Raw genomic sequence first — 20,919 nt, forward strand, 5'->3', positions numbered from 1 at the left:
TCTTTTTATTTTTTTTACGAATAGATAGATGAGTAGAAAAAGAAATGGAGTTGTATATGAAGATCACAAACTATGAGATTTACAAATTGAGAAAAGCAGGGCTGACCAATCAACAAATTTTAACTGTTCTTGAATACGACGAGACTGTAGATCAGGAGCTCTTGCTGGGTGATATTGCAGAAATATCGGGATGCCGTAATCCTGCAGTCTTTATGGAACGCTATTTCCAGATAGATGATGCACAGTTGGAGAAGGAGTTCCAAAAATTTCCATCCTTTTCTATTCTTGATGACTGTTATCCTTGGGATCTGAGTGAGATTTATGATGCTCCAGCGCTCTTGTTTTATAAAGGAAATCTGGACTTGTTAAAGTTTCCGAAAGTTGCTGTTGTAGGGAGCCGTTCATGTTCTAGTCAGGGAGCAAAGTCGGTTCAGAGAGTCATCCAAGGTTTGGGAAACGAGTTGATCGTGGTCAGTGGCTTGGCTAAAGGAATTGATACAGCCGCCCATATGGCTGCACTCCAGAATGGAGGAAGAACAATTGCTGTCATTGGAACAGGATTGGATGTTTTCTACCCTCGTGTCAATAAACGTTTGCAGGAACACATTGGCAATCACCATTTGGTACTTAGCGAATACGGACCAGGTGAAGAACCCTTGAAATTTCACTTTCCAGCTCGTAATCGAATCATAGCAGGACTGTGCCGTGGCGTTATTGTAGCAGAGGCGAGGATGCGTTCAGGTAGTCTCATCACCTGTGAGCGAGCTATGGAGGAAGGGCGTGATGTTTTTGCCATTCCAGGAAACATTTTAGATGGTCATTCAGATGGCTGTCACCACCTGATCCAAGAGGGGGCAAAACTGATTTCCAGCGGTCAAGATGTGCTGGCTGAGTTTGAATTTTAAGGAGAAATTTGTTCACTCAGATAAACTTTTCTTCTATATATAGGACTTAGGTCTTGACAGCTATAGAAAAATGGTTTACACTTTATAAAGTTTATTACTTTGAAAAGGTGTGATAGTGTGGCTACGGCAACAAAGAAGAAAAAATCAACAGTTAAAAAAAATCTAGTCATCGTAGAGTCGCCTGCCAAGGCGAAAACGATTGAGAAATATCTAGGCAGAAATTACAAGGTTTTAGCCAGTGTCGGGCATATCCGTGATTTGAAAAAATCCAGTATGTCAGTCGACATTGAAAATAACTATGAACCGCAGTATATCAATATCCGAGGCAAAGGCCCTCTCATCAATGATCTGAAAAAAGAAGCCAAAAAGGCTAATAAAGTCTTTCTGGCGAGTGACCCGGACCGTGAAGGAGAAGCAATTTCCTGGCATTTGGCTCACATTCTCAACTTGGATGAGAATGATGCCAATCGTGTAGTCTTTAATGAAATCACCAAAGACGCAGTAAAAAATGCCTTTAAAGAACCTCGTAAGATTGATATGGACTTGGTCGACGCCCAACAAGCTCGTCGAGTCTTAGACCGCTTGGTAGGGTATTCGATTTCGCCTATTTTGTGGAAAAAGGTCAAGAAGGGCTTATCAGCAGGACGCGTGCAGTCTGTTGCCCTTAAGCTCATCATTGACCGTGAAAATGAAATCAATGCCTTCCAACCAGAAGAATACTGGACAATTGATGGTGTCTTTAAGAAGGGAACCAAGCAATTTCAGGCTTCTTTCTACGGTATGAATGGCAAAAAGATGAAATTGACCACCAACGAAGAAGTCAAAGAAGTCTTGTCCCATTTGACTAGTAAAGATTTCACAGTAGACCAGGTAGATAAGAAAGAACGCAAACGCAATGCGCCCCTACCTTATACGACTTCAACCATGCAGATGGACGCTGCCAACAAAATCAATTTCCGTACTCGTAAGACCATGATGGTTGCCCAACAGCTCTATGAAGGGATCAATATCGGATCAGGTGTGCAAGGTTTGATTACCTATATGCGTACTGACTCGACTCGTATTAGTCCAGTAGCTCAGAACGAAGCGGCAAGCTACATCAACGACCGTTTTGGTAGCAAGTATTCCAAGCATGGTAGCAGGGTCAAGAATGCCTCAGGTGCTCAAGATGCTCACGAAGCCATTCGTCCATCTAGTGTCTTCAACACACCAGAAAGCATCGCTAAATACTTGGACAAAGACCAGCTCAAACTTTATACCCTTATTTGGAACCGTTTTGTGGCTAGCCAGATGACGGGAGCTATCTTTGATACCATGGCTGTCAAGCTCTCTCAAAATGGAGTCCAATTCGCTGCAAATGGTAGCCAAGTTAAGTTTGATGGGTATCTTGCTATCTACAATGACTCAGATAAGAACAAGATGTTGCCAGATATGGCTGTTGGAGATGTAGTCAAGCAGGCCAATAGCAAGCCAGAACAACATTTCACCCAACCACCAGCTCGCTATTCGGAAGCGACCCTTATCAAGACCTTGGAAGAAAATGGTGTTGGACGTCCTTCAACTTACGCTCCGACCATTGAAACCATCCAGAAACGATACTACGTTCGTCTGGCAGCCAAACGTTTTGAACCAACTGAACTGGGAGAAATTGTCAATAAACTCATCGTTGAATATTTCCCAGACATTGTCAATGTGACTTTCACAGCTGAAATGGAAGGAAAACTGGATGATGTCGAAGTTGGAAAAGAGCAGTGGCAACGTGTTATTGATGAATTTTATAAACCATTCTCCAAAGAAGTAGCCAAGGCTGAAGAGGAAATGGAAAAAATCCAGATCAAAGATGAGCCAGCTGGATTTGACTGTGAGGTTTGTGGTAGTCCAATGGTGATTAAGCTAGGACGCTTTGGTAAATTCTATGCTTGTAGTAATTTCCCAGACTGCCGTCACACACAAGCGATAGTCAAAGAGATTGGTGTCGAGTGTCCAAGCTGCCATCAAGGACAAATCATTGAACGCAAAACCAAGCGCAATCGTATCTTCTATGGTTGCAATCGTTACCCAGAATGTGAATTTACCTCTTGGGATAAACCAGTTGGACGTGATTGTCCAAAATGTGGCCACTTCCTTATGGAGAAAAAAGTCCGTGGTGGTGGCAAGCAGGTTGTATGTAGTAATGGCGACTACGAAGAAGAGAAAATTAAATAAAATGAAGAGTCCTGAAAATGAATTTCAGGCTCTTTTTTGTTGAGGCTTGACAAATTTCCCCCTTGTATGCGAAACTAGAGGAAGAGTAATTTATCTAGGAGAAATCATGCGTCTCATTTACCTCAGTATTGGCTTTATTTCACTGGCTTTAGCTGTTATTGGAGTTGTCCTACCACTTTTACCAACAACTCCCTTTCTTTTGTTAGCTATCGCTTGCTTTTCAAAATCTTCTAAGCGTTTTGAAGACTGGCTTTATCATACAAAGCTTTATCAGACTTATGTAGCTGATTTTCGGGAAACCAAGTCTATTGCGCGAGAACGAAAGAAAAAAATCATCGTATCTATCTATATCTTGATGGGAATTTCTATTTATTTTGCCCCTCTTTTGCCAGTCAAAATCGGTCTGGGAGCCTTAACTATCTTTATCACCTACTATCTCTTTAAAGTCATTCCTGACAAAGAATAGATAAAAATAGTAGGTATTTGCCTTGATAAAAATGAAAGTATATTTAAAATAATATGATATAATAAATTTAAAGAAAACATCAAGGAGAATCAAATGATTTACGAATTTTGTGCTGAAAATGTGACCTTGCTTGAAAAAGCGATGCAGGCTGGAGCTCGTCGAATCGAACTTTGTGACAATCTAGCAGTAGGAGGAACAACACCTAGCTATGGAGTGACCAAGGCAGCGGTTGAACTGGCAGCTAACTACGATACGACCATTATGACTATGATTCGTCCCCGTGGTGGCGATTTTGTCTATACTGATTTTGAAATAGCAATTATGCTGGAAGACATCCGTTTGACTGCGCAGGCTGGAAGTCAAGGAGTCGTTTTTGGAGCATTAACTGCTGATAAGAAGTTGGATAAAGCTAATCTGGAGAAGCTGATTACCGCATCTAAAGGAATGGAAATTGTCTTTCATATGGCCTTTGATGAATTGAGTGATGAAGAGCAATTGGAGGCCATTGACTGGCTCAGCCAAGCTGGTGTCACTCGTATCTTAACTCGTGCTGGTGTGTCTGGGGACTCGCTAGAGAAACGTTTTGAACACTATCACAGAATTTTGGAACATGCAAAAGGTAAAATTGAAATTCTACCAGGTGGGGGGATTGACTTGGACAACCGTCAAACCTTTATCGACCAGCTGGGTGTGACACAATTGCATGGAACCAAGGCTGTCTTTTAAAAAATAGAAAGGAACTGCTAGCTTTTGGTAGCAGTTTTCACTTATGTTTGAAATTTTTAAATCCTATCAGTTTAATCAAGAAAAAGCCAGTGCCTACGGTTTTATAGAAAATGAGGGAGTCTGGTTCTACAGTTTCCAGATTTTGGATGGAGACTTTGTCATGACTGTGTCCATCACTACAGATAATGTGAGCTTTCAAGTTTTTGATCAGGAGACTGGTGACCTTTATCCTCAAGTCCATATGGAAAGCATGAGAGGGACTTTTGTAGGAAGTGTCCGTCAAGCTTGTCTGGAGATTCTTTACCAGATTCGGAAGGCTTGCTTTGATGTGCAGGATTTTATCTGTCCTCAGACTAAGCGTATCATGGCTCAAGTTCAGGAAAAGTATGGTAATCAATTGGAGTATTTGTGGGAAAAATCGCCTGATACAGCTGTATTGCGCCATGAAGACAATCAAAAGTGGTATGCTGTTTTGATGAGAATCCCATGGGATAAGTTAGATGAGGGGAGAGAAGGGCTAGTCGAAGCAGTCAATATCAAACACGACCAAGTAGCTGACTTGCTTTCACAAAAGGGCATTTATCCAGCCTTTCATATGAACAAACGCTACTGGCTTAGTCTGGCACTTGATGATACTTTGTCAGATGAAATGGTACTGAAATTGATAGAAAGAAGTTGGAACCTAACCGTGAAAAAATAGGGGAATTCGCTTGAGTTTTCAAATGCTTTTAATTAGCAAAATATTCTTTATTGAAGAAATTTTCAGAAAATAATGGATTTTTTCTTGACATGAGATTCTTCCTATGCTAAAATACTTAACAAGACATCAAACGAAGGAGAAAGTCAAACATGAAAACAGCTAAGTTTAATCAATTTGCTTTGTTGTTGAGGTACTCGGGCTAGTGCAAAAGCATTAGTCCTGTTTGGCTTACCAAGCGGGAGTAAATCAACATCTCGCTTGGGTTTCTGAGCGAGATGTTTTTTTAAAACCACATTTGGAAAAGGGGAAATCTTATGCGAACAGTTGAATTTCTAGATACCAGCCTTCGAGATGGAGAGCAGACACCTGGCGTTAACTTTTCAATCAAGGAAAAAATTGCCATTGCAAGGCAGCTGGAGAAGTGGGGCATTTCAGCCATCGAAGCTGGTTTTCCGGCTGCAAGCCCAGACTCATTTAAGGCAGTTCAGGAGATTGCTAAAGTCTTGAAAAAAACGGCGGTAACTGGTCTAGCACGCTCTGTCAAGTCTGATATTGATGCTTGTTACGAGGCGCTAAAGGATGCCAAGTATCCACAGGTTCATGTCTTTATTGCTACTAGTCCGATTCACCGCAAGTATAAGCTAAATAAGAGTAAGGAAGAGATTTTAGAAGCTATCAAGGAACATGTTTCTTACGCACGTTCTAAGTTTGAAATCGTAGAATTCTCTCCTGAAGATGCGACTAGAACAGAGTTGGATTTCCTCTTGCAAGTCGTTCAAACAGCGGTCGATGCAGGGGCGTCTTATATCAATATCCCTGACACAGTAGGATTTACCACGCCAGAGGAGTACGGCGCTATTTTCAAACATTTGATTGAGAATATCAAGACCGATCGTCAGATTATCTATTCACCTCACTGTCATGACGACCTTGGAATGGCAGTGGCTAACAGCCTTTCTGCTGTCAAGAACGGTGCAGGACGTGTCGAAGGGACTATCAATGGTATTGGGGAGCGAGCTGGGAATGCTGCGCTTGAAGAAATTGCAGTGGCTCTCAATATTCGCCAAGATTACTACCAAGTCGAGACAAGCATTATTCTAAACGAGACAATCAATACGTCAGAAATGGTTTCTCGCTTCTCTGGTATTCCAGTTCCTAAAAACAAGGCTGTGGTTGGTGGTAATGCCTTTTCTCACGAGTCTGGTATTCACCAAGATGGAGTCCTTAAAAATCCTCTCACTTATGAGATCATCACACCTGAATTGGTCGGTGTTAAGAGTAATAGTCTTCCGCTTGGAAAATTGTCAGGTCGCCATGCCTTTGTTGAAAAACTAATAGAATTAGCCCTAGATTTTACAGAAGAGGATATCAAACCACTCTTTACTAAGTTCAAGGCACTGGCCGATAAGAAGCAAGAAATCACAGATGCAGATATTCGAGCTCTGGTAGCTGGAACCATGGTTGAAAACCCAGAAGGCTTCCACTTTGATGATTTACAACTTCAAACTCATGCAGATAATGACATTGAAGCCCTCGTTAGCCTAGCTAATATGGATGGTGAGAAAGTCGAATTTAATGCGACAGGGCAAGGTTCCGTTGAAGCGATCTTTAACGCTATCGATAAGTTCTTTAACCAATCTGTCCGCTTGGTGTCCTATACCATCGATGCGGTAACAGATGGAATCGATGCCCAAGCTCGGGTTTTGGTCACTGTTGAAAACAGAGATACAGAAACCATCTTTAACGCAGCAGGTCTCGATTTCGATGTATTGAAGGCTTCGGCTATTGCTTATATCAATGCCAATACTTTTGTTCAAAAAGAGAATGCAGGTGAGATGGGGCGTAGCGTTTCCTACCGAGACATGCCTAGTGTGTAAAGGAGAAGGTTATGACAAAGAAAATAGTAGCTCTAGCAGGGGACGGAATCGGTCCAGAAATCATGGAAGCTGGTTTAGCGGTTCTGGAAGCTTTAGCCGAAAAAACAGGTTTTGACTATGAGATAGACAGATGCCCCTTTGGAGGTGCAGGTATTGATGCTGTGGGGCATCCCTTACCAGATGAAACCCTCAAGGCAAGTAGGGAAGCAGATGCTATTCTCCTAGCGGCTATCGGTAGTCCCCAGTATGATAGTGCAGCGATTCGGCCTGAACAAGGCTTGCTAGCTCTTCGTAAGGAACTCAATCTCTATGCCAATATTCGCCCCGTTAAGATTTTTGATAGTCTTAAGCATTTATCACCTCTCAAACCGGAACGAATTGCTGGTGTAGACTTTGTCGTGGTGCGTGAGTTGACAGGTGGGATTTACTTTGGAGATCATATCCTTGAAGAGTGCAAAGCGCGTGATATCAATGACTACAGCTATGAGGAAGTGGAGCGGATTATTCGCAAAGCCTTTGAAATCGCAAGAAGTCGCAGAAAAATCGTTACTAGTATCGATAAGCAAAATGTTCTAGCGACATCAAAACTCTGGCGGAGAGTAGCTGAGGAAGTCGCGCAAGATTTTCCAGATGTAACCTTGGAGCACCAGCTGGTGGACTCAGCTGCCATGCTTATGATTACCAATCCTGCTAAGTTTGATGTCATCGTGACGGAGAATCTTTTCGGAGATATTCTATCTGATGAATCAAGCGTTCTATCTGGCACGCTTGGAGTCATGCCATCAGCTAGTCATTCTGAAAATGGACCAAGTCTCTATGAGCCCATTCACGGTTCAGCTCCTGATATTGCAGGTCAAGGAATTGCCAATCCTATCTCTATGATTTTGTCAGTTGCCATGATGCTGAGAGACAGCTTTGGACGTTATGAGGATGCAGAGCGTATCGAGCGTGCTGTTGAAGCTAGTTTAGCGGCTGGCATTTTAACAAGAGATATTGGAGGACCGGCTTCGACCAAGGAAATGACAGAAGCCATCATTGAAAGATTATGAAGATAAATGAAGGAATAACACTTGCCCTCTTGATTTGGAATTTGCTGATTTTCTTGATTTATGGCATTGACAAATCCAAGGCAAGAAGAGGTGCTTGGCGCGTCCCAGAGAAAATCTTACTCATTTTAGCCTTTACTTGTGGTGGTTTTGGTGCCTGGTTGGCAGGAATCACCTTTCACCACAAGACTAGAAAATGGTATTTTAAAACAGTTTGGTTTCTCGGGATGGTGACCACACTAGTAGCCTTATATTTTATTTGGAGGTAATGAATGGCAGGAAAATCAATTTTTGATAAATTATGGGAACGCCATGTCATCACAGGAGAAGAGGGGCAGCCCCAACTCATGTATGTAGATCAGCACTATATTCATGAAGTGACCAGTCCCCAAGCTTTTCAAGGATTACGAGATGCAGGTCGCAGATTGAGACGGCCAGACTTGACATTTGGAACCTTTGACCATAATGTTCCAACCGTCAATATCTACGATATTCGAGATGTGATTTCTAAGGCTCAAATTGATAAGCTTGCTGAAAATGTTGAGGAATTTGGAATTGAACATGCTGCCCACGGTTCTGAAAAACAAGGGATCGTTCACATGGTTGGTCCAGAAACAGGACGGACGCAACCGGGAAAATTCATCGTCTGTGGAGATAGCCACACAGCTACTCACGGAGCTTTCGGAGCTATCGCTTTTGGGATTGGGACCAGTGAGGTTGAGCATGTCTTTGCTACCCAGACCCTCTGGCAGGTCAAACCCAAGAAAATGCTGGTAGAATTCACTGGTGTTCCTCAAAAAGGAGTTTATTCTAAGGATTACATTCTCGCCTTAATTGCCAAGTACGGCGTTGCTTGTGGTGTAGGATATGTGGTGGAATATCGTGGACAAGCCATTGATGCACTGACCATGGAAGAGAGAATGACCATCTGCAATATGTCCATCGAGTTTGGCTCCAAGATGGGAATCATGAATCCAGATCAGACCACCTATGATTATCTCAAAGGAAGAGAATGTGTTCCCGAAGCTTTTGAGGAGGCTGTGGCGGATTGGAAAACCCTAGTCAGCGATGACGATGCTGTTTATGATAAGGTTATCCGGATGGATGTCTCAGACTTGGCTCCTATGGTGACCTGGGGAACCAATCCTGCTATGGGCGTTGACTTTGACAGTAGTTTCCCAGAAATTAAGGATATGAACGATGAACGTGCTTATCATTACATGGACTTGGAGCCTGGTCAAAAGCCAGCAGACATTGAACTAGGATATATCTTTATCGGGTCTTGTACCAATGCTCGGCTCAGCGACTTGCAACTGGCTGCGCAATTTGTCAAAGGGAAGAAAATAGCTCCCAATTTAACGGCAATTGTAGTACCAGGCTCTCGTCCTGTCAAACGAGCTGCTGAGAAGTTGGGCTTGGATAAGGTCTTCTTAGATGCTGGCTTTGAATGGAGAGACCCAGGTTGTTCTATGTGCCTAGGGATGAATCCTGACAAGGTCCCTGATGGTGTTCACTGTGCCTCAACTAGTAACCGCAATTTTGAAGACAGACAGGGATTTGGCGCTAAGACTCATCTCTGCAGTCCAGCCATGGCAGCGGCAGCAGCTATCGCAGGGCGTTTCGTAGATGTTCGGCAAATGCCAGAGGCCCAGTAAGGAGAGGATATGGAGAAATTTACAGTTTATACGGGAACGACCGTTCCTCTCATGAATGATAATATCGACACAGACCAAATCCTCCCCAAGCAGTTTCTCAAGTTAATTGATAAAAAAGGCTTTGGTAAGTACCTCATGTATGCTTGGCGTTATCTGGACGATAACTATACTGAGAATCCAGACTTTGTCTTTAACCGACCTGAATACCGTAAAGCCAGTATTCTTATCTCAGGGGATAACTTTGGGGCGGGTTCTTCGAGGGAACACGCAGCTTGGGCATTAGCAGATTATGGTTTTAAGGTCGTGATTGCAGGATCTTTCGGTGACATTCATTACAATAATGAACTCAATAATGGCATGTTACCAATTGTTCAGCCTAGGGAGGTTAGAGAAAAGCTAGCCCAACTCAAACCGACTGATCAGGTAACTGTAGACTTGGAACAACAAAAAATCATCTCACCAGTTGGAGAATTCACTTTCGAAATTGATGGTGATTGGAAACACAAGCTTTTAAATGGTTTGGATGATATCGGTATTACCTTGCAGTATGAGGACTTGATTGCTGCCTATGAAAAACAACGACCAGCCTACTGGCAGGATTAGAAAAAATAGAAAAGGAAATAGAACTATGACAAAACACATTCAATGGAACGGAACACTTTCACAAGAAGGCTATGACATTTTAAAAAGTGAGGGCGGATGTATCGTTTGCCCTACTAAAGTCGGTTACATTATCATGACTAGTGACAAGGCAGGACTTGAGCGCAAGTTTGAAGCTAAAGAACGTAATCGTAACAAACCAGGTGTTGTCCTCTGCGGTAGCATGGACGAGCTACGAGCTTTAGCACAACTCAACCCAGAAATTGAAGCCTTCTACCAAAAACATTGGGATGAAGACATTCTCCTCGGTTGTATCCTTCCTTGGAAACCAGAAGCTTTTGAAAAACTTAAAGCATACGGTGATGGCCGTGAAGAACTTATGACTGACGTTCGTGGTACTAGCTGTTTTGTCATCAAGTTTGGTAAAGCTGGTGAACAATTGGCTGCTAAACTTTGGGAAGAAGGAAAAATGGTCTACGCCTCATCAGCTAACCCATCTGGAAAAGGAAACCGCGGTAAGGTGGAAGGTATCGGGGAACGTATCGAAGGAGCAGTGGACCTTGTCATCGAAGCAGACGACTATGTGGCTTCCATCCAACCTGACAAAACGATTGAAACTCGCTACGAGCAAGGTGTGATGGTCTCTATGGTCGATAAGGACGGCAAACTCATCCCAGAACAAGGAGGGGACCGTTCAATCTCACCAGCACCAGTTGTGATCCGCAAAGGGCTTGACATTGATAAAATCATGATGCATTTGTCAGATACCTTTAACTCATGGGACTACCGTCAGGGTGAGTATTACTAAGATAAAAATGAAGTCTAGTGTTAAGAGATATTGAAGCTCCTAACGCTGGGCTTTTTGTTTAGAATTTCTTTTCTTTTTTATATAGATATGATATTCTATATATGAAATAGGTTTTTGAAATATTAAATACTAACTAGCCTATAATATGAAAATGGAGCTACAAAATGGAAGAAAAATTAAATTATTGGATGATAGTTGCAGGAGGAGGTGGAAAAGTTTGGTCTTTATTCAAAGAAGAGAATATAGCTTGTATAGATTTTGATTCTAATTTATCTAATATTTTAGATTACAATAATCCTGAAGAATTGAAGCAAGGAAAGCGGAGCAATTTATTTATTTGGAAGTTTGCACATGACATAAAAATAAATGATTATATAATAGCTACCTCAGGATTTAACAAAATTTTAGGTATTGGACAATGTGTGAAAACATATTACTTTGATGAAACAAAAACAGAGTTTAAACATTGTATTGGTGTTAATTGGTTGAAAGTAGATGGTGGATGGGAATACCAAGGTAAAAAAGGTACAAGACAAACCATCAACTGGGATAGAAATTCAGAACGTATCAATTTATATAAATCTATTATAAATGGTACATACAGAAAAAATATAGAGAAAATTGTTATGGATAAAAATATTAACGATTATTTAGATAAATTAAAAAAATCCAAAAACCTCATCCTTCGTGGTGCTCCGGGCACAGGAAAAACTTATCTTGCTAAAGAAATTGCTAAAGAATTAACGGATGGCAACGAAGACCAAATCGGCTTTGTACAATTTCACCCATCCTATGATTATACGGATTTTGTGGAAGGTTTAAGACCAGTATCAAATGGGGATGGAGCTATTGAGTTTAAATTACAAGATGGTATTTTTAAGCAGTTTTGCCAGAAGGCGAAAGAAGCTCAGAAAACTGGAGGACAAGATAATTTTGAGGAAACGTGGGCTAAGCTAACGGATGCTATCAATGAAAAGCAAGGACAATACTTCTTCCCTCGTAGTTCGGTTCCAGCCAGTTTAAATAGTCTAGGGAATGTGAAGTTTGATTCTCCTGTTGCTACCAAAGAAAAGGTGTATCTTTTGTACAAGGGTGAGGAAACTAAGTTAAAGTACGAAACTTATCAAAAAATCGTTTTAGATCACATGAAAGAAAGTTATGGATTATGCGATTATATATCTCCAACGATTGACACAGACAAGAAATTCGTCTTCATCATCGATGAAATCAACCGTGGGGAGATTTCTAAGATTTTTGGCGAGCTCTTTTTCTCTATCGATCCTGGATATCGTGGTGAAAGGGGGAGTGTTTCTACCCAGTATGCTAATTTACATGAGACGGATGACAAGTTTTATATTCCTGAGAATGTCTACATCATCGGAACAATGAATGATATTGACCGTTCAGTAGATACCTTTGATTTTGCTATGCGTCGTCGTTTCCGTTTTGTTGAAGTTACTGCTGAAAGCCAAGTTGCTATGTTGGATAAAGAACTAGATATCCATGCAGAAGAAGCAAAACTTCGTCTAAGAAATTTGAATGTTGCTATCGAAAACGTTCAGGAGCTAAATAGTCATTATCATATCGGACCAAGTTATTTCCTTAAGTTGAAGGATGTAGATTTTGACTATGAATTACTATGGTCTGATTACCTCAAACCGCTTTTGGAAGATTACTTACGAGGTTCTTATGAAGAGGCTGAAACTCTGGATACATTGAAAAAAGCATTTGATCTGACAAATAACGACCAAACAGATCAGCAAGAGACTGGTGGTTATGATGCGGATAACTGATAATCAGCATAGAATTGCTAAAGAAGACTTTGTTACAGATTATCCCAACCTTAGTCAAGCACTTCTTGATAGAACACTAGATAACCTTTCTCGAGAGAACCGTATCTTTATATTTCCAAATGACCTGCAATATTCTCCTGATTTAGACAAGGACCAAAAGATTTTGGAAACAGTTAATCAGGAAATCAAGACAGGAAATGTAATTGGTTTTCTTGGATATGGTCAGGAAAGATTAACGATTTCCTCTCGTTTTTCTGATGAAAGTGACGACCATTTTTTGCATTATCTTTTACAAAAGGTTCTCAATATCAATCTGACTAGTTTGGATGTTGGTCTATCTCCAGAGGATAAACTCTATCAGCTTTTGATTTACCTCTTTCCCAAATATCTGCAAGCTGCTCTCCGAAAAGGTCTTTATAAGGAATACCAGCGATTTTTCCATAACGATAGTCATGTAAAGGGTGTACTAGATGTTGGAAATCATCTGAAAAAAAATCTCCCTTTTATGGGAAATATTGCCTATACTACTAGGGAATTTACCTATGATAATCCACTCATGCAGTTGATTCGACATACGATTGAGTACATAAAGAATCAGAAAAGTTTCGGAGTTCTGCTCGATAGTAATCGTGAAAATATGACAGAAATTACTCGTGTAACTCCAGCTTATAAACTAGCTAATCGTGCCAAGATTATCAGAATGAATAAAATCAAACCCATCCGACACGCCTATTTCAGAGAGTATAGAAAATTACAGGAACTCTGCTTGATGATTCTGAGTAGAGAAAAGCATGGTCTTGGACCTCAAGCCCAGATGGTACATGGTATTCTCTTTGATGTTGCCTGGCTTTGGGAAGAGTATGTTCATACCTTGTTGCCAAAAGGTTTCATCCATCCACGAAATAAAGATAAGACGAACGGAATTTCAGTATTTTCTGTTGGGAAACGAAAAGTATATCCAGATTTTTATGACAGAGAACGAAATACTGTTTTAGATGCTAAATATAAGAAACTGGAGTTCACTGAAAGAGGGATTAACCGCGAGGACTTGTTCCAGCTGATTTCCTATTCTTATATTTTAAAAGCTGAGAAAGCCGGACTGATTTTCCCTAGTATGGAGCAGTCAGTAAATAGTGAAATAGGAAAACTAGCTGGCTATGGAGCTCAATTGAAGAAGTGGTCTATCCAGATCCCTCAGAATGCTTCATCCTATAGTGCATTTTGTAAAATGATGGAAAATTCAGAAGAAAATTTTAAAGCGATTATTGATGAAGAAGTGGGGAGAAAGTAATCTCTTCGCTTTTTTGCTATTTATACAAGTAATTTCCGAACAATATAATTTGATTATTGAAAATATTTGACAAAAACTGTACTTTAGTTTATAATAAATCAAGGAAACGTCAGAAAAGACGTAGGGGTGCGCAAGCATAGGTAGGTCATTATAAAAGAAACGAGACATCGATATGTTAAATGAATTTCCAATTTTTGATTACGAAGATATTCAGTTGATCCCAAATAAATGTGTCATTAAAAGTCGCGCAGAAGCAGATACAAGTGTCACGCTTGGAAATCACTCTTTTAAACTACCTGTTGTACCTGCAAATATGCAGACGATTTTGGATGAGAACGTAGCAGAGCAACTTGCTAAAGGCGGTTACTTTTACATTATGCATCGTTTTGATGAGGCTGGGCGCATTCCTTTTATCAAACGCATGCACGATCAAGGGCTCATTGCTTCCATTTCTGTCGGTGTCAAGGATTACGAGTATGACTTTGTTAGCCGACTCAAGGCTGATGCTCCTGAGTATATCACGATTGATATTGCTCACGGTCATGCGGATAGTGTGATTTCTATGATTCAACACATCAAGAAAGAATTGCCGGATACTTTTGTCATTGCTGGTAACGTAGGAACGCCAGAAGCTGTGCGTGAATTGGAAAATGCCGGTGCGGATGCTACTAAGGTTGGAATCGGTCCTGGGAAGGTTTGTATCACCAAGGTGAAAACAGGTTTTGGTACAGGTGGTTGGCAGTTGGCTGCCCTACGTTGGTGTGCCAAGGCTGCGCGTAAACCGATCATTGCTGATGGTGGGATTCGTACTCATGGTGATATTGCCAAGTCTATCCGTTTCGGTGCTAGCATGGTCATGATTGGTTCCCTATTTGCAGGACATATCGAAAGCCCAGGAAAGACGATTGAAGTCGATGGCGAACAGTTCAAAGAATACTATGGTTCAGCTTCACAGTATCAAAAAGGAGCATATAAAAATGTGGAAGGCAAACGCATTTTGCTTCCTGCCAAAGGGCATTTGCAAGACACCCTTACTGAGATGGAGCAGGACTTACAAAGTGCTATTTCCTACGCAGGTGGACGCAGGATTGCTGACCTTAAACATGTTGATTATGTTATCGTGAAAAACTCTATCTGGAACGGGGATGCATCCCACTAATGGATGCTTAGTCTACCCATAAAAAAACTTGTTATTAGAGCAAATTTCTGTTATAATAAGACAAGTTTCCACCCTTAGTGTAATGGATATCACGTAAGATTCCGGTTCTTGAGATGGGGGTTCGATTCCCTCAGGGTGGATGTAAATAGCCCAAGAAAGCCTTAAATAAGGCTTTTTTCTTTATCTCGCCCCAAATTTGCCCCTAAAATTAAAAATTTTATTCTAAAAAATGCTCAAATCCCCTCTAGTCCCGTTTTAAAGTGACTCAGGGGACTTTTTTTGATATAATAAAAGAGACTGTTATCAGTTAGAAAGAGGTTGGTATGAAAGAATTACAAACTGTACTAAAGAAGCGTTTTGCAATCGAATTTGCAGACAAAAACTTACTGGAAACTGCCTTTACTCATACGAGTTATGCCAATGAGCACCGCCTCTTAAAAATTTCACACAATGAGCGCTTGGAATTTTTAGGAGACGCTGTTCTGCAATTATTGATTTCAGAATATCTGTATAAAAAATATCCTAAGAAACCAGAGGGAGATTTGTCTAAACTCCGTGCCATGATTGTCCGTGAGGAGAGTTTGGCTGGTTTTGCGCGTGATTGCCAGTTTGATCAGTTTATCAAGCTGGGGAAAGGGGAAGAAAAGTCTGGTGGGCGCAATCGTGACACCATTCTTGGAGATGCCTTTGAAGCCTTTTTGGGAGCGTTGCTTTTAGACAAGGATGTTGCTAGGGTAAAAGAGTTTATCTATCAAGTCATGATCCCCAAGGTTGAAGCAGGTGACTTTGAAATGATTAAGGATTATAAGACACACTTGCAAGAGCTGCTTCAGGTCAATGGAGATGTGGATATTCGCTACCAGGTGACCTCTGAAACGGGACCTGCCCATGATAAGGTTTTTGATGTAGAAGTTCTGGTTGAGGGCAAGAGTATAGGAAAAGGCCAAGGCCGTTCTAAAAAATTGGCAGAGCAAGAGGCCGCAAAAAATGCCGTTGAGAAAGGGCTTGATTCATGTATTTAAAGGAAATTGAGATCCAGGGATTCAAGTCCTTTGCTGACAAGACCAGGGTTGTCTTTGACCAAGGTGTGACAGCTGTCGTTGGGCCCAATGGTTCTGGGAAGTCAAATATCACAGAAAGTTTACGATGGGCCTTGGGAGAGTCCAGTATCAAGAGCCTTCGTGGTGGTAAGATGCCTGACGTTATCTTTGCTGGAACTGAAAGTCGCAAACCACTCAATTATGCCTCTGTTGTCGTGACCTTGGACAATGAAGATGGCTTTATCAAGGATGCGGGGCAAGTCATTAAGGTAGAACGTCATATCTACCGTAGTGGAGATAGCGAGTATCGAATTGACGGCAAGAAAGTTCGTTTGCGTGATATACATGACCTTTTCTTGGATACAGGTTTGGGACGGGATTCCTTCTCCATCATTTCCCAAGGGAAGGTAGAGGAGATTTTTAACTCCAAGCCTGAAGAGCGTCGAGCTATTTTTGAAGAAGCTGCTGGAGTTTTGAAATACAAGACTCGCAGAAAAGAAACAGAGAGTAAACTGCAACAAACTCAAGACAATCTAGACCGCTTAGAGGACATTATCTATGAGTTAGACAATCAAATCAAGCCTCTTGCAAAACAAGCCGAGAATGCTCGCAAGTTTCTCGACTTGGATGGTCAACGCAAGGCAATTTATTTGGATGTACTGGTTGCCCAAATCAAGGAAAACAAGACTGAACTAGAGCTGACAGAAGAAGAACTGACGCAAGTTCAGGAACTCTTGACTAGCTATTACCAAAAGCGTGAAGAGTTAGAAGAGGAAAATCAAAGTCTTAAAAAGAAACGCCAGGATCTCCAAGCTGAAATGGCCAAGGATCAAGGGAGCTTAATGGATTTGACTAGTTTGATCAGTGAGTTAGAGCGAAAACTAGCCCTATCAAAACTGGAATCCGAGCAAGTAGCCCTCAATCAACAAGAAGCGCAAGCCCGTTTGGCGACTCTGGAAGATAAGAGAAAGGCTCTGAGTAAAGAAAAATCTGAAAAAGAAGCGAACTTGGCACGGTTAGAGGAAAGCCTAGCTGAAAACAACAAGGAACTCAATCGCCTAGAAGCGGAGTTGTTGGCATTTTCAGATGATCCTGACCAGATGATTGAGCTCTTGCGTGAACGTTTTGTGGCGCTTTTACAAGAAGAAGCGGATGTCTCAAACCAGTTGACCCGCATCGAGAATGAACTGGAGAACAGCCGTCAACTATCTCAAAAACAAGCAGATCAACTTGAGAAATTGAAAGAACAGCTGGCTATAGCTAAAGAGAAGGCTAGTCAGCAACAGTCTGAGCTTGAAACTGCCAAGGAGCAGGTTCAGAAATTATTGGCTGACTACCAAGCTAGTGCCAAGAAACAAGAGGAGCAGAAAGTTTCTTACCAAGCCCAGCAGAGCCAACTCTTTGATCGTCTAGACAGTCTAAAAAACAAGCAGGCTCGAGCCCAGAGTTTGGAAAACATCCTAAGAAATCATAGTAATTTTTATGCGGGTGTTAAGAGTGTTCTCCAAGAAAAAGATCGTCTTGGTGGGATTATTGGTGCAGTCAGTGAACATTTGACCTTTGATGTGCATTATCAAACTGCCTTGGAGATTGCACTTGGAGCTAGTAGTCAGCATATCATCGTAGAAGATGAGAAAGCAGCAACTAATGCTATTGATTTCCTCAAGCGCAACAGAGCCGGTCGTGCAACCTTTCTTCCATTGACGACTATCAAGGCTCGTACCATTTCTAGTCAGAATCAAGATGCTATCGCAGCAAGTCCAGGATTTCTGGGTATGGCAGATGAGTTGGTGTCGTTTGATAAGAGATTAGAAGCCATTTTCAAGAATTTGCTAGCTTCCACGGCTATCTTTGACACCGTAGAACATGCCCGTACGGCAGCTCGTCAAGTTCGTTACCAGGTTCGTATGGTGACGCTTGATGGTACCGAATTGCGTACAGGTGGTTCCTACGCGGGTGGTGCCAATCGTCAAAACAATAGTATTTTCATCAAGCCAGAGCTGGAGCAATTACAAAAAGAAATTGCTAAAGAAGAAGCTGACTTGCGGTCAGAAGAAGCGAGTTTGAAGACCTTGCAAGATGAGATGGCGGTATTAGCAGAAAGATTAGAAACTATCAAATCTCAGGGTGAGCAAGCTCGTATTCAGGAGCAAGGTTTGTATCTTGCTTATCAACAAACCAATCAGCAGGTCGAAGAACTGGAAACGCTTTGGAAACTTCAAGAAGAGGAATTAAATCGTCTTACTGAAGGAGATTGGCAAGCGGATAAGGACAAATGCCAAGAGCGCCTTGCCACCATTGCCGGTGAAAAACAAAATATGGAATCTGAGATTGAAGAGATTAAGTCTAACAAAAACGCTATTCAAGAACGTTATCAAAACTTGCAGGAACAGATTTCTCAAGCTCGCTTGCTTAAGTCGGAACTACAGGGACAAAAACGTTACGAAGTAACTGATATAGAACGCTTAGGCAAGGAACTGGATAATCTGGATATCGAGCAAGAGGAGATTCAGCGCCTCCTCCAAGAAAAGGTTGATAATCTTGAGAAAGTTGATACGGATTTGCTAAGTAAGCAGGAGGAAGAGGCCAAAACTCAGAAAACAAACCTCCAACAAGGTTTGATACGCAAGCAGTTTGAGTTGGATGATATCGAGGGTCAACTGGATGATATTGCCAGTCATTTGGATCAGGCTCGCCAGCAGAACGAGGAGTGGATTCGTAAACAAACACGTGCTGAAGCTAAGAAGGAAAAAGTCAGCGAACGCTTGCGCTATCTACAAGCTCAATTAACAGACCAGTACCAGATTAGCTATACTGAAGCACTAGAAAAGGCACATGAACTTGAAAACCTCAATCTGGTAGAGCAAGAGGTTAAGGATTTAGAGAAGGCTATTCGCTCACTGGGTCCTGTCAACTTGGACGCTATTGACCAGTACGAAGAAGTTCACAACCGTCTGGATTTCCTCAATAGCCAGCGTGATGATATTTTGTCTGCGAAAAACTTGCTTCTTGAGACCATTACAGAGATGAATGATGAGGTTAAGGAACGCTTTAAATCAACCTTTGAGGCTATTCGTGAGTCCTTTAAAGTGACCTTTAAACAGATGTTTGGCGGTGGTCAGGCAGACTTGATATTGACTGAGGGCGATCTTTTAACAGCTGGTGTGGAGATTTCTGTTCAACCACCAGGTAAGAAAATCCAATCTCTCAACCTTATGAGTGGTGGGGAAAAAGCCCTATCAGCTCTGGCTCTGCTCTTCTCAATCATCCGAGTTAAGACCATTCCTTTCGTCATCTTGGACGAGGTAGAAGCGGCGCTGGACGAAGCCAATGTTAAACGTTTTGGGGATTACCTCAACCGCTTTGATAAGGATAGTCAGTTTATCGTCGTGACCCACCGTAAGGGAACGATGGCGGCAGCGGATTCTATCTATGGAGTTACCATGCAAGAATCAGGTGTGTCTAAGATTGTTTCGGTTAAGTTAAAAGATTTAGAAGAAACAGTAGACTAGTTACTAAATGATAGCATCTCTTAGGAGGTGCTATTTTTTAAAACTAAAGCCCTAAATTTTCTCTTACGGTCAGTTCAGGTGCAAAAAACGACATTTGGGATTTCCTCTTAGCGAAAAGACTGTCTCTATGATATAATAGTTTCATGATTACAACAGTACCTATTAAGAATGAAAAAGATATTGCAGTACCAGGGAAAACAGTCCTTGTACTAGGTTATTTTGATGGCATCCACAAGGGGCATCAGAAACTTTTTGAAGTGGCCAGCAAGGCTTCGATGAAGGATTATCTGCCGGTTGTCGTAATGACCTTTACAGAGTCGCCAAAACTTGCCTTGCAACCTTACCAACCTGAGCTTATGCTCCATATCGTCAATCAAGAGGAACGGGAGCACAAGATGAAATGGCATGGGGTAGAGGCTCTTTTCTTACTTGACTTTAGTAGCAAATTTGCTAGTTTAACGGGTCAAGAATTCTTTGATACCTATGTTCGAGCTTTAAAACCAGCGATTATTGTAGCAGGATTTGACTATACCTTTGGCTCAGATAAGAAAACTGCGGATGAACTGAAGGACTATTTTGATGGAGAGATCATCATTGTTCCTCCAGTTGAGGACGAAAAGGGCAAGATTAGTTCCACACGGATTCGTCAGGCTATTCTTGATGGAGATGTCAAGGAAGTCAAGCATCTGCTCGGCACTCCGCTCCCATCTCGTGGGATGGTCGTTCATGGAAATGCTCGTGGGCGTACTATCGGTTATCCAACAGCCAATCTGGTCCTAAGAGATCGAACCTATATGCCGGCAGACGGTGTTTACGTAGTTGATGTAGAAGTACAACGTCAGAGATATCGTGGTATGGCAAGTGTTGGAAAAAATGTTACCTTCGATGGAGAAGAGCCACGTTTTGAAGTTAATATTTTTGACTTTTCTGACGATATTTACGGTGAGACAGTCATGGTCTACTGGCTGGACCGTGTCCGTGATATGGTCAAATTTGACTCCGTAGAGGAACTGGTAAAACAACTCCAGAAAGATGAAGAGATTGCTCGGAATTGGAAGGATGGAGAGTGAGAGTTTGCTATCAATTCGAAAGAGTAGGTAGAATGAAATTCATATAATGGACAAAAAAGTAGCCTG

The 20,919-nt window shown here is 41.6% G+C and carries 17 protein-coding genes and 1 tRNA gene; all 18 read left to right on the forward strand.

Annotation, left to right across the window (positions count from 1 at the left end):
- Positions 1-56: 56 nt before the first annotated feature.
- Entirely contained in the window at positions 57-905 is an 849-nt protein-coding gene (dprA, locus tag KZX55_RS00810) for a DNA-processing protein DprA (RefSeq protein ID WP_248022818.1), read from the forward strand.
- 117 nt (positions 906-1,022) lie between these two features.
- Positions 1,023-3,110: a type I DNA topoisomerase gene (gene topA, locus KZX55_RS00815; RefSeq protein ID WP_248022821.1), complete on the forward strand. Its 2,088-nt coding sequence runs from the start codon at positions 1,023-1,025 to the stop codon at positions 3,108-3,110.
- Between the two features lie 106 nt (positions 3,111-3,216).
- The gene (locus tag KZX55_RS00820) at positions 3,217-3,576 is read left to right on the forward strand and encodes a YbaN family protein (protein WP_001237224.1); all 360 of its coding nucleotides are present in this window, start codon (positions 3,217-3,219) and stop codon (positions 3,574-3,576) included.
- 93 nt (positions 3,577-3,669) lie between these two features.
- Positions 3,670-4,302 (forward strand): copper homeostasis protein CutC, encoded by a 633-nt coding sequence (locus tag KZX55_RS00825; RefSeq protein ID WP_248022822.1) that lies wholly within the window; start codon positions 3,670-3,672, stop codon positions 4,300-4,302.
- Between the two features lie 43 nt (positions 4,303-4,345).
- Positions 4,346-5,002 carry an MmcQ/YjbR family DNA-binding protein gene (locus tag KZX55_RS00830; protein WP_248022824.1) on the forward strand — a complete coding sequence of 219 codons (657 nt, stop codon included), beginning with the start codon at positions 4,346-4,348 and terminating at the stop codon, positions 5,000-5,002.
- Between the two features lie 314 nt (positions 5,003-5,316).
- Positions 5,317-6,879 carry a 2-isopropylmalate synthase gene (locus KZX55_RS00835; protein ID WP_248022825.1) on the forward strand — a complete coding sequence of 521 codons (1,563 nt, stop codon included), beginning with the start codon at positions 5,317-5,319 and terminating at the stop codon, positions 6,877-6,879.
- Positions 6,880-6,890: 11 nt separating this feature from the next.
- A complete protein-coding gene (leuB, locus tag KZX55_RS00840; protein WP_061588233.1) occupies positions 6,891-7,928 on the forward strand; it encodes a 3-isopropylmalate dehydrogenase in 1,038 nt (345 codons plus the stop codon).
- The gene (locus KZX55_RS00845) at positions 7,925-8,194 is read left to right on the forward strand and encodes a DUF1294 domain-containing protein (RefSeq protein WP_000700089.1); all 270 of its coding nucleotides are present in this window, start codon (positions 7,925-7,927) and stop codon (positions 8,192-8,194) included. Before leuB ends, KZX55_RS00845 begins: the two co-directional genes overlap by 4 nt.
- A gap of 3 nt (positions 8,195-8,197) precedes the next feature.
- Entirely contained in the window at positions 8,198-9,580 is a 1,383-nt protein-coding gene (gene leuC, locus KZX55_RS00850) for a 3-isopropylmalate dehydratase large subunit (protein ID WP_061588232.1), read from the forward strand.
- Positions 9,581-9,589: 9 nt separating this feature from the next.
- Positions 9,590-10,183: a 3-isopropylmalate dehydratase small subunit gene (gene leuD / locus KZX55_RS00855; protein ID WP_248022826.1), complete on the forward strand. Its 594-nt coding sequence runs from the start codon at positions 9,590-9,592 to the stop codon at positions 10,181-10,183.
- 25 nt (positions 10,184-10,208) lie between these two features.
- A complete protein-coding gene (locus KZX55_RS00860) occupies positions 10,209-10,988 on the forward strand; it encodes an L-threonylcarbamoyladenylate synthase (RefSeq protein ID WP_248022828.1) in 780 nt (259 codons plus the stop codon).
- 164 nt (positions 10,989-11,152) lie between these two features.
- Complete coding sequence (locus KZX55_RS00865) at positions 11,153-12,781, forward strand: AAA family ATPase (protein ID WP_248022832.1); 1,629 nt, start codon at positions 11,153-11,155, stop codon at positions 12,779-12,781.
- A complete protein-coding gene (locus KZX55_RS00870) occupies positions 12,768-14,072 on the forward strand; it encodes an McrC family protein (protein WP_248025022.1) in 1,305 nt (434 codons plus the stop codon). Before KZX55_RS00865 ends, KZX55_RS00870 begins: the two co-directional genes overlap by 14 nt.
- Before the next feature lie 172 nt (positions 14,073-14,244).
- Positions 14,245-15,231 carry a GMP reductase gene (locus KZX55_RS00875; protein WP_248022836.1) on the forward strand — a complete coding sequence of 329 codons (987 nt, stop codon included), beginning with the start codon at positions 14,245-14,247 and terminating at the stop codon, positions 15,229-15,231.
- A gap of 68 nt (positions 15,232-15,299) precedes the next feature.
- Positions 15,300-15,371: transfer RNA gene (locus KZX55_RS00880), tRNA-Arg, on the forward strand.
- Positions 15,372-15,554: 183 nt separating this feature from the next.
- Entirely contained in the window at positions 15,555-16,253 is a 699-nt protein-coding gene (gene rnc / locus KZX55_RS00885) for a ribonuclease III (RefSeq protein WP_000661472.1), read from the forward strand.
- Positions 16,244-19,783, forward strand: coding sequence for a chromosome segregation protein SMC (gene smc, locus KZX55_RS00890; protein WP_248022840.1), 3,540 nt, complete (start codon positions 16,244-16,246; stop codon positions 19,781-19,783). Before rnc ends, smc begins: the two co-directional genes overlap by 10 nt.
- A 143-nt stretch (positions 19,784-19,926) precedes the next feature.
- The gene (locus tag KZX55_RS00895) at positions 19,927-20,853 is read left to right on the forward strand and encodes a bifunctional riboflavin kinase/FAD synthetase (RefSeq protein WP_248022844.1); all 927 of its coding nucleotides are present in this window, start codon (positions 19,927-19,929) and stop codon (positions 20,851-20,853) included.
- Positions 20,854-20,919: the final 66 nt, after the last annotated feature.

Source organism: Streptococcus halitosis (genome assembly GCF_023147855.1).
Classification (GTDB): Bacteria; Bacillota; Bacilli; order Lactobacillales; family Streptococcaceae; genus Streptococcus; species Streptococcus halitosis_B.

Coding starts and splice junctions, on each gene's coding strand:
- dprA (WP_248022818.1), top strand. CDS start 57: ATGAAGATCACAAACTATGAGATTTACAAATTGAGAAAAGCAGGGCTG.
- KZX55_RS00820 (WP_001237224.1), top strand. CDS start 3,217: ATGCGTCTCATTTACCTCAGTATTGGCTTTATTTCACTGGCTTTAGCT.
- KZX55_RS00825 (WP_248022822.1), top strand. CDS start 3,670: ATGATTTACGAATTTTGTGCTGAAAATGTGACCTTGCTTGAAAAAGCG.
- KZX55_RS00830 (WP_248022824.1), top strand. CDS start 4,346: ATGTTTGAAATTTTTAAATCCTATCAGTTTAATCAAGAAAAAGCCAGT.
- KZX55_RS00835 (WP_248022825.1), top strand. CDS start 5,317: ATGCGAACAGTTGAATTTCTAGATACCAGCCTTCGAGATGGAGAGCAG.
- leuB (WP_061588233.1), top strand. CDS start 6,891: ATGACAAAGAAAATAGTAGCTCTAGCAGGGGACGGAATCGGTCCAGAA.
- KZX55_RS00845 (WP_000700089.1), top strand. CDS start 7,925: ATGAAGATAAATGAAGGAATAACACTTGCCCTCTTGATTTGGAATTTG.
- leuC (WP_061588232.1), top strand. CDS start 8,198: ATGGCAGGAAAATCAATTTTTGATAAATTATGGGAACGCCATGTCATC.
- leuD (WP_248022826.1), top strand. CDS start 9,590: ATGGAGAAATTTACAGTTTATACGGGAACGACCGTTCCTCTCATGAAT.
- KZX55_RS00860 (WP_248022828.1), top strand. CDS start 10,209: ATGACAAAACACATTCAATGGAACGGAACACTTTCACAAGAAGGCTAT.
- KZX55_RS00865 (WP_248022832.1), top strand. CDS start 11,153: ATGGAAGAAAAATTAAATTATTGGATGATAGTTGCAGGAGGAGGTGGA.
- KZX55_RS00870 (WP_248025022.1), top strand. CDS start 12,768: ATGCGGATAACTGATAATCAGCATAGAATTGCTAAAGAAGACTTTGTT.
- KZX55_RS00875 (WP_248022836.1), top strand. CDS start 14,245: ATGTTAAATGAATTTCCAATTTTTGATTACGAAGATATTCAGTTGATC.
- rnc (WP_000661472.1), top strand. CDS start 15,555: ATGAAAGAATTACAAACTGTACTAAAGAAGCGTTTTGCAATCGAATTT.
- smc (WP_248022840.1), top strand. CDS start 16,244: ATGTATTTAAAGGAAATTGAGATCCAGGGATTCAAGTCCTTTGCTGAC.
- KZX55_RS00895 (WP_248022844.1), top strand. CDS start 19,927: ATGATTACAACAGTACCTATTAAGAATGAAAAAGATATTGCAGTACCA.